13 protein-coding genes, 1 tRNA gene, 2 pseudogenes and 1 riboswitch are annotated in these 16,377 nt (G+C 53.6%); of the genes and pseudogenes, 7 read left to right on the top strand and 9 right to left on the bottom strand.

Features of this window, described 5'->3' with window-relative positions; all coding sequences use genetic code 11:
* Nucleotides 1–68 precede the first annotated feature (68 nt).
* Nucleotides 69–575, bottom strand: coding sequence for a YHS domain-containing (seleno)protein (locus tag TRICHSKD4_RS14420; protein WP_208993099.1), 507 nt, complete (start codon nt 573–575; stop codon nt 69–71).
* A 113-nt stretch (nt 576–688) separates the two neighbouring features.
* Between TRICHSKD4_RS14420 and TRICHSKD4_RS14415 the strand changes: the two genes are divergently transcribed.
* From TRICHSKD4_RS14415 to TRICHSKD4_RS14405, 3 genes are all read left to right on the top strand, one after another.
* Complete coding sequence (locus tag TRICHSKD4_RS14415) at nt 689–1,279, top strand: DUF1134 domain-containing protein (protein ID WP_009759694.1); 591 nt, start codon at nt 689–691, stop codon at nt 1,277–1,279.
* A gap of 103 nt (nt 1,280–1,382) precedes the next feature.
* The gene (locus tag TRICHSKD4_RS14410; RefSeq protein ID WP_009759693.1) at nt 1,383–2,612 is read left to right on the top strand and encodes a hypothetical protein; all 1,230 of its coding nucleotides are present in this window, start codon (nt 1,383–1,385) and stop codon (nt 2,610–2,612) included.
* A gap of 66 nt (nt 2,613–2,678) precedes the next feature.
* Nucleotides 2,679–3,449 carry a DeoR/GlpR family DNA-binding transcription regulator gene (locus tag TRICHSKD4_RS14405; protein WP_009759692.1) on the top strand — a complete coding sequence of 257 codons (771 nt, stop codon included), beginning with the start codon at nt 2,679–2,681 and terminating at the stop codon, nt 3,447–3,449.
* A 48-nt stretch (nt 3,450–3,497) separates the two neighbouring features.
* Here TRICHSKD4_RS14405 and TRICHSKD4_RS14400 read toward each other — a convergent pair.
* Nucleotides 3,498–3,573: transfer RNA gene (locus TRICHSKD4_RS14400), tRNA-Glu, on the bottom strand.
* 110 nt (nt 3,574–3,683) lie between these two features.
* Nucleotides 3,684–4,037: a hypothetical protein gene (locus tag TRICHSKD4_RS14395; RefSeq protein ID WP_009759691.1), complete on the bottom strand. Its 354-nt coding sequence runs from the start codon at nt 4,035–4,037 to the stop codon at nt 3,684–3,686.
* Here TRICHSKD4_RS14395 and TRICHSKD4_RS14390 point away from each other — a divergent pair.
* Both TRICHSKD4_RS14390 and rpoH read left to right on the top strand, forming a co-directional pair.
* The gene (locus TRICHSKD4_RS14390; RefSeq protein WP_009759690.1) at nt 4,036–5,061 is read left to right on the top strand and encodes an RluA family pseudouridine synthase; all 1,026 of its coding nucleotides are present in this window, start codon (nt 4,036–4,038) and stop codon (nt 5,059–5,061) included. The genes TRICHSKD4_RS14395 and TRICHSKD4_RS14390 overlap by 2 nt on opposite strands.
* 182 nt (nt 5,062–5,243) lie before the next feature.
* Nucleotides 5,244–6,128, top strand: a complete 885-nt coding sequence (rpoH, locus tag TRICHSKD4_RS14385) for an RNA polymerase sigma factor RpoH (protein WP_009759689.1) — start codon at nt 5,244–5,246, stop codon at nt 6,126–6,128.
* An 82-nt stretch (nt 6,129–6,210) separates the two neighbouring features.
* Here rpoH and TRICHSKD4_RS14380 read toward each other — a convergent pair whose 3' ends face one another.
* The 4 genes and pseudogenes from TRICHSKD4_RS14380 to TRICHSKD4_RS14365 form a co-directional block, all read right to left on the bottom strand.
* Nucleotides 6,211–7,152, bottom strand: coding sequence for an ABC transporter substrate-binding protein (locus tag TRICHSKD4_RS14380; RefSeq protein ID WP_009759688.1), 942 nt, complete (start codon nt 7,150–7,152; stop codon nt 6,211–6,213).
* Nucleotides 7,153–7,177: 25 nt separating this feature from the next.
* Nucleotides 7,178–8,008, bottom strand: a complete 831-nt coding sequence (locus tag TRICHSKD4_RS14375) for an ABC transporter permease (protein WP_009759687.1) — start codon at nt 8,006–8,008, stop codon at nt 7,178–7,180.
* Nucleotides 8,009–8,061: 53 nt separating this feature from the next.
* Nucleotides 8,062–8,166: riboswitch (TPP riboswitch) on the bottom strand.
* Nucleotides 8,167–8,296: 130 nt separating this feature from the next.
* Nucleotides 8,297–10,063 carry a signal transduction histidine kinase gene (locus TRICHSKD4_RS14370; RefSeq protein ID WP_009759685.1) on the bottom strand — a complete coding sequence of 589 codons (1,767 nt, stop codon included), beginning with the start codon at nt 10,061–10,063 and terminating at the stop codon, nt 8,297–8,299.
* 235 nt (nt 10,064–10,298) lie between these two features.
* Nucleotides 10,299–11,576, bottom strand: a pseudogene (locus TRICHSKD4_RS14365) (adenylosuccinate synthase).
* 290 nt (nt 11,577–11,866) lie between these two features.
* On the opposite strand from TRICHSKD4_RS14365, the gene TRICHSKD4_RS14360 reads away from it, so the two are divergent.
* Nucleotides 11,867–12,769 (top strand): DMT family transporter, encoded by a 903-nt coding sequence (locus TRICHSKD4_RS14360; protein WP_009759682.1) that lies wholly within the window; start codon nt 11,867–11,869, stop codon nt 12,767–12,769.
* On the opposite strand, the gene serA is transcribed toward TRICHSKD4_RS14360, so the two are convergent.
* Together serA and TRICHSKD4_RS14350 are read right to left on the bottom strand one after the other, a co-directional pair.
* Nucleotides 12,766–14,352: a phosphoglycerate dehydrogenase gene (serA, locus tag TRICHSKD4_RS14355; protein WP_009759681.1), complete on the bottom strand. Its 1,587-nt coding sequence runs from the start codon at nt 14,350–14,352 to the stop codon at nt 12,766–12,768. The genes TRICHSKD4_RS14360 and serA overlap by 4 nt on opposite strands.
* Before the next feature lie 81 nt (nt 14,353–14,433).
* Complete coding sequence (locus TRICHSKD4_RS14350; RefSeq protein ID WP_009759680.1) at nt 14,434–15,612, bottom strand: phosphoserine transaminase; 1,179 nt, start codon at nt 15,610–15,612, stop codon at nt 14,434–14,436.
* Between the two features lie 346 nt (nt 15,613–15,958).
* On the opposite strand from TRICHSKD4_RS14350, the pseudogene TRICHSKD4_RS14345 reads away from it, so the two are divergent.
* Nucleotides 15,959–16,306, top strand: a pseudogene (locus TRICHSKD4_RS14345) (calcium-binding protein); the annotation flags it as partial.
* Nucleotides 16,307–16,377 lie beyond the last annotated feature (71 nt).

The following is a 16,377-nucleotide window of genomic DNA, read 5'->3' as shown; positions in this document are numbered from 1 at the left end:
GGCTTGATTCGATCAAGCACTCTCAATTGGATACACATAGCGCTTGTTTATGCCAAGCCAGCGAGACTTTAAAGCAGTGGTTCACACCGCGTTTTCCGCGCATTTTCTGCCGCGGCCGTCGCCATGAGGTCAACGTTCACAAGATAAAGGAACCGATTGACGGGGGAATGAAAGAAAACGAGACGACCGTTGATGAATGCAAATGTGGTCGGATTACCTGCCGTGGCATAGCCTTCCGAAAGTGCATATCCGCCACACCCTGCATAAAGTGGTGCATAGGCGTGGGGTGCCAGCTTAAAGGCTTCCCGGTTCCCTTGATTGACAAACACCCATAGCGCTCCACCCCATTGATAGGTGTATTCGTCACTGCCGCGCCTTGGATATCCGTCCACAAAATAGGCCACCGGATCATGGCCTGCCAATGCAAGCCCGGTTATGGGGTCAGAAATAAACCGTTTTGGCCGGGTGTTGGCTTCATTGTCTAAAAACAGTAATCCCAAAGCGGCAATCACCACAGACGGCCACAACCTTGTCCGATTTGCACCCCATACCATCATTCGGAAAGTGGATTTCATAAGACGAAACGCCCGCGAATCGGAAATTAGTGAAATACTATCATAGCACTGCCCCGGTTCGGGCGAGAGCCGAATTCACCGGCATCAAGGAATTTGAACGGAGAAATACACATATGAAGCCCCTTCAAACCGCGTTTGCCAAGGTGTTTGCAACAGGTCTGCTCATCGCCAGCTTGGGATTTGCTGGACCTACAAGTGCCCAGACTGCAGGACCAGCTCCAGAACAATATAGTCAGGATCAGATTGTCTCTGCAGGACATCAGTTCTTTGGGAAAGTCTCGGGAGGGCTCGCATCCGTGGTCGAACGAGCCTTTTCCAGCTATGGACAGCCCAATGGCTACATTCTGGGTGAAGAAGGGGCAGGGGCGTTTGTCGCAGGCGCAAGATACGGCGAAGGCGAACTCTACACGCGTAACGCAGGCAATCACAAAGTGTTCTGGCAAGGCCCGTCGGTCGGCTTCGATTTTGGGGCCGACGGCGCACGCGTGATGATGCTGGTCTATAACCTTCCATCAGTTGACGCGATCAACAATCGCTTTCTTGGTGTAAATGGATCGGCCTATTTGGTCGGCGGTGTCGGAATGACCGTCCTGAGCAACCATGACATTATCTTGGTCCCGATCCGTGCTGGTGTCGGCGCTAGGCTGGGCCTCAACATGGGCTATTTGAAATTTACACCAAAGCCGACATGGAATCCTTTCTAGGATTAATCGGATTTTTCAATAGAAATCCCCGTGTGATATGTGTTTTTGTGTCGATGAAGTTAGTAATTTAACTCGACGATGACCGGGGAAAGGGGAGCAAAGCGTGATTGAAGCTGCAATGTATATTGCTTTGGGCTTCCTGTTCGCTGGCCTTATCGCCTTGGCAGTGTTTCCCGCATTTTATCGTCGAGCGGTTCGGCTCACCCGTGAAGCCTATGAGGCCGTGAACCCTACCACATATGCGGAAGTCCGAGCCTCACAAGACCAGATGCTCGCGCAACATGCGGTGGAGAGACGGCGTTTGGAACGTGCCGTTTCCGAGGAGCGTAATCGAACGGCAGACGAAAAGCTTGTTGCCGGGAACCTTCGCTCGGAGCTCGTTCGCATCAAAAGCGAGAACCAGCGCGAGCTCGAAAAACTGCGTCAGTTGCAACAACAAACTGACACAGACAATAAGACCGCCTCTGATCAGCTTCTTGAGGAAATAGCAGCTCTAAAGAAGCAACTGCAGGAAGCCACAAAATCTGCAAATGGCTACCGCGCAGAGGTCGACGCCTTGAATGCTGCACAGCCTCTCCCCTCCTCAGATACCCCCTCGAAACAAGAGGCTGCGCAGGACGAGGAAATTGCAGAGGTCGTCGAATTGCAAAAGATGCTGAGTGAGGCGCAAGCGGCTGAAAAAGGCATCGAACTCATTGATATTGATCCTGCCGACCAAAGCCGTGTCATAAAGGATCTCGAAAAACAACTGATCAATATTGAAGCAAAATATATTGCAGCCCAAAGCCATGTTGCTCAATTGGTAGCCCTGCAAGATATGGCTGGAGCACCATCTGAGAAAATTTCCTCATCCTTGGAAAACAACCTGAAAGAAGCCATAGAGGACAAGGCCCGACTACAGGCAATGGTCTCAGATCGGGAACGGGCCCTGAAACGCGCGCACAATAAACTTCTACAGTACCGCACTGACCTGCAAAATGCTTCGAAACTGACAAAACTCCGGAGCAACCTTGTGGCGTTTGCCCAAGAACAACTACCCGAAGCAGACCGTGCAAAGCTCAAAATCACTGGCAACGGCGCACAAAAGTCAGACTCCGATCAATCGCCGGAAAACGGTGCAGCATCTTCTTCAGACCTTCCGTCCCCCGCCAGCGTGTTGGTACAGAAGATTGTAAAAGCCAATTCAGGCAAGAGCATAAACGAAAAGCCGGACCGCCAGCGCGCTGATACCACTTCCGAAACGAATGACGATTCACCGGTCACTGAGGAAGCGGTCGCAGCGCAAAAGTCTGAACGCAGTTCAAGAAAACAAAAAAACAAGGATGTCGCCTGACGCCCCCCGCCTAACTGGGAAGATCCATGGCGCCATCGTACATTATAAGATGACCCTGCTCCCACCATGCTGATCCCACGACATAACGAAATTCTGGAACTGGCCCGCCGAAATGGGCGTGTGAGCGTTGATGATCTCGCAAAAAGGTTTGACGTCAGCCCCCAAACCATTCGCAAGGACCTGAACGAGCTTTGCGACCGCCGCCTGTTGGCCCGTACGCACGGTGGGGCTCTCCTATCATCCGGCATTGAAAACGTTGGTTATGAAGCCCGGCGCATCATCTCCAGTCGGGAAAAGGCTGATATTGCGACGCATGTCGCCTCCATGATTCCGGACAACGCTTCTCTATCAATCAATATCGGCACCACCACGGAAGCTGTAGCACAAGCGCTACTACAACATCAGGGCCTGATGGTGATCACCAACAACATCAACGTGGCGAGCCTGATGCGCGGCTATTCACAAATTGAGGTTGTCATTGCAGGTGGCGTGGTGCGCCACTCAGATGGCGGCATCGTCGGTGAAGCGGCTGTCGACTTCATGAGCCAATTCAAGGTGGACTTCGCCATCATAGGCGCCTCAGCCATAGATCCCGATGGCTCTCTTCTCGACTATGATTATCGGGAAGTCCGGGTCACGCAGACGATCATGCAAAACGCGCGGCACGTTATTCTGGTGGCAGATAGCACCAAGTTCGAGAGAACAGCACCGGTTCGGGTGGGGCATTTGTCTCAAGTCACCACATTTGTGACCGACCACTGCCCGTCAGACCACCTGCTGCAAACAGCACAGGAGCATGACGTTGCCCTTGTCGAAACAGGCAGCTTCGACGACTGAACTGAATCTTAGGCCGAACAGAACTTAAATGCACATTTGAGAGAGAAATGGCACGCCCAACGGGACTCGAACCCGTGTTTCCGCCGTGAAAGGGCGGCGTCCTAGACCGCTAGACGATGGGCGCACTTTCGTGCGGCGACGCTTGTCGCCGGTCGTTGGATGGTGCGTATAAGGGGCTATTTGACACCGCGCAAGCCCCTCACCGCTCTTTTTTATGTTTGTCTGTTTATAACTTTATCGGCCAACAAAGCCGCTTGTCCCGAGCGTTGCCCCGGTACTTGCATCAACATAGACGATGGACGTCGCGTTTTCCTTGCGAACAAGCAAGACCAGCACACCGTCGGAAAGCGTCGCGCTTTGCACTTCACTGCCCGGAGCCAATTCAATCGTTTCTGCAAAACGATCTGCTTCATTCCCGCCAGATGCATTGATCTTGTACATGATTGCTGCGAAGACAGCGATGAAGCCCAGAAACATGATAAGAGACGATCCAAGCAACAACCGCCGCAGCTTCGCCTGCAAACGTTGCGCGGCCGGGTCAAGCGGTGCCTCTTCCTGGTCTTCGTCACGCAAATCGGAATGACTCATGGCAAATAATACTCCGGATGATCCGGTCGAACTGGACCAGGATTTCACATTGAAGGTTGATGCAGATGACCACGGAAAACGGTTGGATGCCGTCCTTGCCGGTCAGATTGCATCTCTGAGCCGGAACAGGATCCAGACGTTGATCAAAGGCGGCGAGGTCACCGTCGATGGGCGCAAAATAGTGGAGCCCAAACACCGGGTCAATGAAGGTCAGACTCTTACCCTCACTTTGCCAGAACCTGAAGACCCGGACCCCAAAGGCGAGAACATTCCGCTTTCCATCATCTATGAAGATGATCATCTGATTGTTGTCGACAAGCCTGCAGGCCTTGTCGTCCATCCAGGGGCCGGCAACTTGACGGGAACGTTGGTCAACGCGCTTATTCATCACTGCGGCGACAGTCTGTCTGGCATTGGTAGTGTGAAGCGTCCAGGCATCGTTCATCGCATCGATAAAGACACCAGCGGCCTTCTGGTCGTGGCCAAAACGGATCAGGCCCATCAGGGGCTGTCCGAACAATTCGCAGATCACGGGAAAACCGGTCCGCTGGAACGCGCCTATTCAGCACTCGTCTGGGGTGCACCAAGCAGCCTAAAAGGCACCATAAATGCCAATTTGGCGAGATCACAGGCAAACAGGCAGAAAATCGCCGTCGTTAAAACGGCCGGACGACATGCGATTACCCGTTGGCAAGTGAAGGAACGCTTTGGGGAAAAAGACACGGAAGCTTTGGCTTCACTCATGGAGTGTCGACTTGAAACAGGCAGAACACACCAGATTCGCGTTCATATGGCCCATATTGGCCACCCCTTGATCGGCGATATGGATTACGGTGCCGGTTTCAAGACCAAGACAAAACGCCTTGAAGATCCGCTGAAAACCACGATTAACACTTTCACGCGACAGGCCTTGCACGCCGGACTTCTGGCATTCGCGCACCCGGTTAGCGGCGAGACGTTGCGGTTTGAATCGCCATTTCCGACTGATTTCAACGCGTTATTATCAACATTACAAAAATATTAGAATTCAATTTCGCCCAAAAGCCATGTAATCAGCATATTTATACCTATATGTAGGTGACTGACGTGCCGTAATCGGACGTCTACGAGATTGTGTTCGCCTTGGCGCAAGCGTTTGACCCCGGGAGGGATGACCTGCTCCGATAAGGGAACGCGCTTTTATTTGGGAGAAAGGGGGCGCATTCAATGGCCCAAAACGTACCAATGTTGACTGCCGGGGAAGGCGGATTGAGCCGCTACCTCGATGAAATCCGGAAGTTTCCGCTCCTGCAGCCGCAGGAAGAGTACATGCTCGCCAAGCGTTACAAAGAGCATGCGGACCCGGAAGCAGCCGAACGGCTGGTGAATTCTCATTTGCGTCTTGTGGCAAAGATCGCCATGGGCTACCGCGGATATGGTTTGCCGATTGGCGAAGTCGTGTCCGAGGGTAATGTTGGCCTGATGCAAGCCGTCAAGCGGTTTGAGCCGGATAAAGGCTTCCGTCTTGCCACCTACGCCATGTGGTGGATCAAGGCCGCAATTCAGGAATATATCCTGCGATCCTGGTCGCTCGTTAAAATGGGCACCACAGCCAACCAGAAGCGTCTGTTCTTCAACCTGCGCCGGTTGAAAGGCAAAATTCAGGCTCTTGAAGAAGGTGATCTGAAGCCACATCAGGTTCAGGAGATTGCGACCAAGCTCGGTGTGAGCGAAGAAGAAGTTATCTCCATGAACCGCCGACTTGGCGGCGATACCAGCCTCAATTCGCCTGTGCGCGCAGAAGCTGATGCTGGAGAGTGGCAGGACTGGCTGGTTGATGAAGCTGATAGTCAGGAAACGCTTCTGGCCAATCAGGAAGAGCTGGACCAACGCCGCGAGCTCCTGAGCCAGGCGATGGACGAACTGAACGAACGCGAACGCCGCATCTTTACTGCGCGCCGCCTGTCGGAAGATCCGATCACTCTGGAAGATCTGTCGACTGAGTTCGGGGTAAGCCGTGAGCGGGTACGCCAGATTGAAGTTCGCGCTTTTGAAAAGGTTCAAAAGGCCGTCAAAAACAGTGCGCGGGCCAAGGAATTGCCTGCTGCCTAACGTTATTGGCCGATAAGAAACACGAAAAGCCGCCGAGAACCTCTCGGCGGCTTTCTTTTTTTGCATGTCAGGAAAGACGCAGTTAGCGAATTTCCTGCGCGTATATCTCGATAGGAACAACTTTTGAAATCAGCTCATTGGCCGCCATAAACTCCGCAAACCTCTGATAACGTCCTTCATCGAGGGCTGCCGGGCGTTTGGCAAAACGGGGCAACGTGTCGTACCAGGCGCGACTGTTGAGCTCGTCATCAAGGCTCGGATATGCGCCGATAAAGGCTTTCCAGGCTTCTTCCGGATGGTTCGTGAGATAAACAGTTGCAGCCTCTACAGCGGCAAGAAACTTGGCGTAACGCGGGTCATCCGTCTTGTCCTTGTGAACCACGTAAATCAGTTCGTCAAAGATCGGTACACCGTTCTCTTCCGGGAAATAGGCACGGCCCTTTTTACCTTCAATCTCGATCTGAGTGAGTTCAAAATTGCGATAGGCACCAATGACAGCATCCACCTGGCCCGACATCAAAGACGGCGACAAGGCAAAGTTCACATTGATCAACTCTACATCGGTGACAGACAGGCCAACAGACTTCAGCATCTGTCCAAGCATTGCATCTTCAAAACCGGAAACGGAAAAGCCGATTTTTTTGCCTTTCAGGTCTTCCAGTTTCTGGATCGGACCGTCTTCCAGCACAATCAGTGAGTTCAGTGGCGTCTCAACAAGTGTACCAATCCACTTGACTGGCAGGCCTTCGTCAATCTGCGCATGAAGAGTTGGCTGATAGGAGATCGCAATGTCGCCCTGCCCGGCAGCAACCAGCTTTGGCGGCATGGACGGGTCAGCTGGCTCAATAAGCTCAACATCAAGGCCTTCAGCTTCAAAAAAGCCGTTTGTCTTGGCGACGATGATCGGCGCGTGATCCGGGTTTGTGAACCAATCCAGCAGCACCGTCAGCTTTTCAGCTGCATGCGCAGGACTGGAGAACGCCAGCGCCAGAGCAAAGAGCCCAGCCTTGAAACGATGTGTCATAAAACACCTCCAATAAAACAGGCAGTCATTCTTCGACTTGCCAGGGGACCATCAATGTGGTGAGGCGCTCCACCGTGTAGCGGAGCGTGAGAACCATCAGCGCCAGCAGGATGAGCGCGGCAAACATCATGTCTGTCTGCATGCGCGCATTGCTTTGAAGCATGATGAAAGCAAGGCCGCCCTTTGCCCCAACCCATTCGCCCACGATGGCACCAATGGGAGCAAAGACAGCGGCAATTCGAATGCCGGATGCGAGCGCAGAAAGGGCAGCCGGGAAGCGGAAATAGATCAGTTCTTTCCAACGTCCAACGCGATAGAGTTTCGCCAGATCCGAATATCCCGGATCAGCCCGCCTCAAGCCATCATAAAACGTGGACGTTACGGCAAAGAAGATAACCAACACGGCCATCACGATTTTCGAGGCCAACCCAAACCCAAGCCAAAGAACAAGAATGGGTGCAATGGCGAAAACCGGCAAAGCTTGCGTGATCAGGATCATGGGCAGAAGACCACGCCGGGCCAGCGGAAAAAGCCACATTGCCACGGCTATCAAGGTGCCTGCAAAAACCCCCAGAATAAAACCGAGAACAGTTTCCTGCGCGGTGATCGCCGCATGCTCCAGCAAGAACCAACCACGCGCCTGAAACGCATCCAAAACCTTCATCGGCCCCGGTAACATGAAAGGCGGAATATCAAGGAGGCGGACCAAAACGTCCCATGCGAGGAGGAAAAAGGCAAAGCCCAGAACGACCCGCATTAGCTTGCCAAAAACACCCCAAGGTGTTGGCATTTGTCTGCCCGCAGCTGCAGATACACTGCGCTTTTGAACGCCATTTGGCGTTTTTGCATTCAACACACAAGGATCTCCCGTCTTCGGACAAACCGAAACTGACACTGGAGATCCGGGAATAGGCTAAAGGCTTCCGTCCCTTCGCCGGCATGACCCGGATCAGGTTCTAAGGGTTCAGCGTCTGCTATCTCAGTTCCCTTTCAGGAACACCCCTCGGACCAAGGTCGAACATGCACAACCTCATCGCGATTGGCAAGAGCAAGAAGTCCGGACATACGGTTTTTCAAAAAAAAGGACAGCGGGCTTGATGAGAAGCCCGCTGTCCAAACTGCCAAAACGTTCTGATGTCGACGCTTAACCCGCTGTCCAGGAGGAGATCGCCTGATCTACGGCCTGAGACCCTACACCGCCTTTTTCAAGGGTCAGGATACCGCGTTTGCCGTTGTCATAAAGCATCGGGATATCGATCCAGCCACGCTCACGTAGCAATCCGAGGTTCCGGTCCCGCTCACTGGTCAAGCTGGAGAGCGCGATCCAGAAGTATCCTGGAGACACCTTCACAGATGCCCCCAACAGCGCATCTCCCCGTGCTTCTTCCGTTGGTTTCATCACAAGGCCTGGAACGTTGACAACATCACCCGCAGAATAGTTCTCGGGGAATTCGTACTTGATTTCAACAAGATGGCTAGCTGGCAGCGACGTGTCGTCATTCGGCTTGATCCGAAGGTTGACGTTCACATCTCGCTCAGGGATCGTCACATCGGCCACCAGAACCTTTTGAGCCTTACCGCTCAGGTCCGTTTCATCTTCCAAAGACCAGACAACTGCGCCCTGCGAAGCTGATCCTGACCCGCTGCCATCTTCGCCCTCTTCATAGAGGATAGACCGCTGCGCATCCGCAGTTGCTGCGGTCGAAGGCGCAGGCGGCGTTTCGGTAGGCGAAGTGCTCGCAACATCTGTGCCTGACGCTTGCCCATCTGCTGGAGCCCCGTCTTCCGGAAGGCTGGGCAATGGCGTCGCAGATGGTTGAGGCTCTACCAAAACCGTCTCGGTCTGGCCGGGAGTAATCAAGGTGGTTGTTACGCTGCGCGCATCAGGCGCAGCAGCTGGTTCACCGTTATCATCCAGCAAACGATCCGTGTTTTTATTTGAAGCTTCTTCTGTTTCAGATGCTTCCGGTTCAACAGCTGCCTGCTGTGCAGGGGTTGGAGCCTCGATTTTCTCCGTACCTGTATCCGTGCCGGTTTCCTGAGCTGTCTCTTGAAGAGAAGCGCCATTGTCCTGAGGAACAAGGACGAAATAGGAAACCCCAGCTATCACAACAGCAAGAACAGCTGCCAGGGCTATCGGCATCACATTGGAAGACCGACCGCCATTTTTGGAAAGCGCAGCCGAAGCACTCCGCTTTTCTCGTCCAGCCCGGCGTCGCTCGCGCGCCTCCGCCTTGGAAACAACCTCTGACGTCGCTGAAGGAGCCACGGGCTCCTCATCCGCAAACAACGACGAAGCGTCGTCATCACCATTGCCAGTGCTATCATCTTCACGAGAAGCGACATTACCAAGCGTCGGCTCCTTGCGCTCCTTAGAGGTATCTGCCTTTTCCTCAACCGGCTCCGGTGCTTCTTCGTAAGCTTCACGCGCACTTTGAACCGCTTCATGCGAGGCAGATCCGAGTTGCTCGGCTGCTTCAATTTCAGACTTGAGCGGAGAATGCGAAGGGCCGCCGGTTAGAGGACTATCGAGGTCGGCGGACAGAGTCGGCTCGCTAGCAACCTCTGGAACATCGTTTGCTGTAACAGCAGGTGCTGGCGCTTCAGGCTCAGAAGATTTTTCAAGTTCCAGTTCTGCAGGTGCTTCTTGCGGGGATGGCTCTGGCGCAATCGTGGTGCTTGGGCCGAGACCTAACGCCTCACGGGCCGCCTCAGCTTCAACCTTCCGGATTGCCTCTTCCAGGCGCAGCTGTTCAGCCGTAATTTCAGAGGGGGAAAGAGGGGGTTCATAAGCCTTGAGTTGGCTGACGATCGCATTTCGGGCGCGGCTGTAGACGCTTCTGCGCGCCGACCCGTTACTCTCAGGCAAAGACGCGATCGTTTTTTTCAAAATCGAATAATAATCAGCCATATTCCTGCCCGTTGGCCCATACGCGGCCCATTCTTCCCGTGTCTATCTGGCAGATTGCTGCAAGCTCAGCCAGCCGATAACGGATCCACGCCTCAAACGCCGGGACACTTCGTGGAAGCATCACGGCGTTGGTTTGTCTGGCAATAGCCTTTGCCAGAGCTCAGACCCGGGTCCGTACCACACGAATCAAGTCATTTTATGACTTTCGAATTATGCGGTTTTACAACTGTTATTCTCAATCCTGAAATGGATTCTGCACAAGAATTGTGTCATCCCGCTCAGGACTTGTGGAGAGAAGCGCCACTGGTGCGCCGATCAACTCTTCCACATGGCGAACATATTTAACCGCCTGCGCCGGAAGGTCAGCCCAGCTGCGGGCCCCTTCCGTAGACTCTTTCCAGCCCGGCAATGTCTCATAGATTGGAACAACCCGCTCCTGAGCGCCCTGGGAAGCTGGCAGATAGTCAATCCGCTCGCCGTCCAACTCATAGCAACGCAGATCTTGATTTCATCAAGACCATCAGACATCAAGTTTGGTAGCGCGATACCGCTAATGCCGATGTGCAACCGTTTGACGACAGACTGCATCGACAGCACACGGCGGCTGCGGCCAGTCACTGTCCAAACTCATGACCGCGCGTTCCGAGGACTCGCCGATCTCGTTCTCTTGTTCGGTCGGGAACGGACCTTCGCCAACGCGGGTTGTGTAAGCTTTGGTGATCCCAAGAACGTAATCAATGGAATTCGGACCAAGACCACAGCCTGTTGCTGCCTGACCAGCAACCGTGTTCGACGACGTGACGAACGGGTACGTTCCGTGGTCGATATCCAAAAGTGCGCCCTGCGCCCCTTCAAAAAGAATGCGCTTGCCCTGACGACGCTGCTCATCAAGAAGACGCCAAACAGAATCAATGTAAGGCAGCATCTTGTCTGCCACGCTGGACAGTTCCTCGAAGATCGCAGTGGCTGAAATCTCTTCCTGACCAAGCCCCCGGCGCAGCGCATTGTGGTGCGTTAGCAGGCGGTCAATTTTGGCTGGCAGGGTGTTCATGTTTTTCAGGTCCATGACCCGAATGGCGCGGCGTCCCACCTTGTCTTCATAAGCCGGCCCAATCCCGCGGCGCGTCGTGCCAATACGGGTGCCCGTATTGGAGTTCTCACGCATGGCATCCAGTTCACGATGAAGCGACAGGATCAGCGTGGCATTTTCAGCAATCCGAAGTGTTTCCGGGTTGACCACAACACCTTGCTCGGTAATCCGCTCGACTTCGCTGACAAATGCATGAGGGTCGACGACAACACCGTTGCCAATGACCGACAGTTTACCCTTCCGGGCGACACCGGACGGCAGAAGGGAAAGCTTGTAGCTGATGCCGTCAATAACGAGCGTATGGCCAGCATTATGACCACCTTGAAAGCGGACAATGACATCGGCTTGCTCGGACAACCAGTCCACAATCTTGCCTTTGCCCTCATCGCCCCACTGCGACCCGACAACAACCACATTGGCCATATCCTGCAACGCCCTCCTGAAGCGGCAATTGGCACCCGAAGGTGCAAACACTCAAAGCCCCAGACAACCTCCGGGGCAAACGCGGCGGACTATAGACATTTGCCGCTGCGCTGGCGAGCCAATTGTGACGTTTTTCGTAGATGTCGTTTTTTCCGATAAACATCAGTCACTTGACCTGAGTGACGGGGTGCCAAATTCCAAAAATGACACGCATTTAGACGAACATCGCATTTCGGGTGGTCTACCCGCCAAATCTCGGGCACATCTGGCTGAGACCTGCGGAGGATCAAATGAACGCGAAAAACTGGGCACTCCTTTGTATCTTAAGCCTCATCTGGGCTGGAGCCTTTTTGTTTGCAAAAGTTGCTGTCAGTGAAATTCAGCCGCTCATGTTGGCATTCTTGCGCGTCGCTTCGGCCGCTGCTGTCTTGCACATCGCCCTTTACATGACCGGCCACCGCTTCAATTGGTCCCTTAGCGCCATGGTCCCATTTTTGGTCATGGGGCTATTGAACAATGCAGTCCCGTTTTCGCTTTTGTTCTGGGGGCAAACACAGATCGCAGCAGGATTGGCCGCGATCTTGAATGCAACGACCCCGATATTCGCGTTTCTGATAGCAGGCGTTTGGCAGAAGCAAGAAGCCATTGCCCTGCATCGATTTCTCGGTGTGTTTGCCGGATTTGCAGGCGTTGCCCTTATTCTTTCATCCGGCTTCTCCGACCTGGAAAGTTCACCGGTTTGGGCTCAGATCGCTTGCCTAGGCGCAGCAGTTTCCTATGGTCTTGCAGCCGCCTATGCAAAACGCTTTAAAGGCACACCACCGATCGTTTCAGCAACGGGGCAGCTGACCGGTTCAACCGTTTTGTTATTGGTCCCGGCGATTGTTTTCGCGGGAAGCTGGTCCCCGATAACAACAAGTGCAGTAGCGTGGGCGAATGTCATCGCGCTTGGCGTCGTCGCCACCGCTGCAGCCTATTTGATCTACTTTCGCTTGTTGGCCCAAGCAGGAGCAACAAATGCGGCCCTGGTAACCCTGCTTATACCGGCCAATACGGTTCTATTCGGCTACCTGCTGCTGGGCGAGAAGCTTGTTGCCGTGCAAATCGCCGGGTTTACCTGCCTATTGCTTGGCCTGTTGTTGTTGGATGGCAGGGTGCTGCGGCTTCCCGCCATCCAGAAACGCAAAGTCTAAAACTGAAGCGCCTTGACCTGTTTGACATGTGGCACTGCAGAGAGGCGTGCCATAATGCTGGCAGGCACTTCACCATCAACCTCAATCAAACATATTGCATCCTCACCCGGCGCAGTTCTCCCCAAGTTGAACGAAGCAATATTCACACCATTGCTACCGAGCTCCATACCCAACTGGCCGATAAAACCGGGCTTGTCCTCGTTGGTGATATACAGCATGTGCTCGCTCAGTCCGGCTTCCATATTGATGCCCTTGACCTGAATGATGCGCGGCCGTCCGTCAGCGAATACAGTTCCAGCAACAGATCGCTCTTGGGTCTCTGACACAAGCGTCAGCCGGATATAGGTTTCATAAGCCCCGCGCTTGCCACGCTTGACTTCAGCAACCTCAATACCACGTTCTTTCGCGAAAACCGGTGCAGACACCATGTTCACCGTTTGCAAAAGTGGCGTCAAAAGCCCGCTGAGAGCAGCCGCCGTCAGAGCTTCGGTTTTCATGTCGGAAACAACACCCGCATATTCCAGGCGAATTTCCTTGATGCCTGTCTCTGTCAACTGCCCGGCAAAGGACCCCAATTGTTCAGCCAAACGCACAAATGGTACCAGTTTCGGGGCTTCTTCCGCCGTGATTGACGGCATATTGAGGGCATTGCTGACCGCCCCATGCAGGAGGTAATCGCACATTTGTTCGGCGACCTGCAGAGCAACGTTTTCCTGCGCTTCTGAGGTTGCCGCGCCCAAGTGAGGTGTGGACACAAAATTGGGTGCGCCGAACAAAACATTTTCCGTGGCTGGTTCTTCAACAAAAACGTCAAAGGCCGCACCACCAAGCTTGCCACTATCAAGCGCAGATCGAACGGCTTGCTCATCAACCAAACCGCCCCGGGCACAGTTCACAAGATAGGCTCCCGACTTCATGGAAGCGATGGCCTTCTCATCAACAATATTCCGGGTTTTGTCGGTTAAAGGCGTATGCAGCGTGATTACATCTGCCTGTGGGAAGAGCTGTTCGAGAGTGACCTTTTCAACTCCAAGGTCTGCTGCCCGTTCAGGCGTGAGGAAGGGATCAAACGCAATCACCTTCATTTTCAGCCCTTGCGCACGATCTGCAACGATTGACCCAATATTGCCGCAGCCGATGAGCCCAAGCGTTTTGCCCGTTAGCTCTGTGCCCATGAAACGGGACTTTTCCCACTTGCCGGCTTGCGTTGATGCGTCGGCAGCTGGGATCTGTCGCGCCACTGCCATCATCATCGCAATAGCATGTTCAGCAGTGGTGATCGCATTACCAAACGGCGTGTTCATAACGATAATTCCGCGCGCCGTCGCTTTCGGAATATCGATATTATCTACGCCAATGCCAGCGCGCCCAACCACCTTTAACTGATCGGCATGAACAATGATCTTCTCGGTGACCTTGGTGGCAGAGCGAATGGCCAAGCCGTCATACTCGCCGATGATTTCTGCAAGTTTTTCCTTATCCTTGCCAACATCTGGCAAGAAATCGACATCGACGCCCCGATCCTTGAAGATCTGGACAGCGGCTTCCGACAATTTGTCGGAAATAAGTACTTTAGGTGCCATATTGGCCTCTTTCAGACTGAATTTTTTCGTAAGCGGGCAGCGATAAGGCCGCCCTCCGCCCGTTTCAGGAAAAGGAGGCCCTCAGGCCGCTTTTTGAAGCTGGATTTTGGCTTCCGCATAGGCCCAGTCGAGCCAGGCAGTTAGCGCCTCAACATCAGAGCTTTCAACGGTTGCACCAGTCCAGATACGAAGGCCAGCAGGCGCATCGCGATAGGAGCCAATATCGAAAGCAACGCCTTCCGCCTCAAGGAGAGAGACGATGGACTTAGCAAAAGCCGATTGTTGATCTTGCGGTAAGGCAGACACGTCGGGATCAACGACCTTCAGGCAAATCGATGTATTGGACCGTGTCGCCGGATCTGCGGCAAGAAAATCCACCCAATCCGTTTTGGAAACCCAATGATCCAGAACCGAAAGGCTGGTATCCGCACGCTTGATAAGAGCGGAAAGCCCCCCAAGCGATTGGGCCCACTTCAAGGCGTCTAGGTAATCTTCAACACACAACATGGATGGCGTGTTGATGGTTTCCCCTCGGAAAATGCCCTCAATTAGTTTCCCACCCTTCGTCAAACGGAAGATTTTAGGCAACGGCCAAGGAGGGGAATACGTCTCGAGGCGCTCGACAGCTCGAGGGCTTAGAATGAGGACACCATGCCCTCCTTCCCCACCAAGCACCTTCTGCCAAGAGAAAGTCACCACATCGAGCTTGGAAAAATCCAGATCCTGAGCGAAAGCAGCTGACGTTGCATCGCAAATGGTCAGTCCTTCTCGGTCATCTGCAATCCAGTCACCGTTTGGAACGCGGACCCCGGAGGTGGTGCCATTCCATGTGAAGACAACATCATGATCAAAATTAACGCTCGAGAGGTCTGGCAGCTCGCCATAGGGCGCTTCAAGCTTACGCGCATCATCCAGTTTCAGCTGTTTAACCACGTCGGTTACCCAACCTGCCCCGAAGCTTTCCCACGCCAGCATGTCGACCGGGCGCTCTCCCAGCAAAGACCACATGGCCATTTCGACCGCTCCGGTATCGGAGGCAGGCACAATGCCAATACGATATTCATCAGGAACATTAAGCACCGAGCGCGTCACCTCAATCGCTTCAGCAAGCTTGGCTTTGCCTATTTTTGCGCGATGAGACCGACCGAGCGGCGCGTCAGACAGCCCTTGAAGGCTCCAACCCGGACGTTTTGAGCAAGGTCCGGACGAAAAATGCGAATTAGCCGGACGATTATCCGGCTTCGAAGTACTTCCAGTCATGTAACTACCCTTCCAGATAGGTGCCCCTCGTTGGGGAGGGGTGTCCCACTTACTGGACTAACTGAAATAGAGGACCGCTGTCAATTCACATTGAAAAACCTAGGTTTTTTGACCCAACACTTGCAGGTTCTTGCTGGACCTAACCAAACCTTGCGGAACAAAGCTGAAACTTGTGCCAGAAATTGACACAAGTTTGACACAGCGTTGTTCGATCTATGTTCCCCATTTCTGCTCACTGTTTCGTGCGCATTGGGCATCGAATAGAAACTCGCGCATAAGTTTCCTTGAGTGAGGATGCGAAAAACAAACCATGGATTGAGAGACGAGTTGGCGCGCCGGCAATAACACCGTCTGGGGAACAGCTGGTCACAGCATCATAGGCGGGCAGGCCGGAAATGATGTAATCCATGGCTACGGTGGCGACGACACCTTGATCGGCGGATCAGGCGCAGATTCACTTATGGGCGGCGATGGAAACGACACTGTCTATGCAGATGCAGACGACATCTGGTTCTCAGGCGATGCGCGAATCGACACCCTGATTTATCTCGGCACAGACGATCGCCAATACTCCCTGGCCCAAGGCGCATTTGAAAATGCTCAAATGGGTAGCGGCAACAATGTTGTCTGGGGGGCGGACGCGACCAATAGCATTGACGGCCAGTTGCAGTTGGATGACTTCCACTTTGTATGATGGGAAAAGCGGGGCCGAGATAAACGGCCCCGCTCTTGTTAATCAATCGACACGGCAAATGACACAGGTTG

Source organism: Roseibium sp. TrichSKD4, from assembly GCF_000148725.1.
GTDB lineage: Bacteria > Pseudomonadota > Alphaproteobacteria > Rhizobiales > Stappiaceae > Roseibium.
Note: the sequence above shows the minus strand (reverse complement) of the source record. Positions and strands in the feature narration are given on the sequence as shown.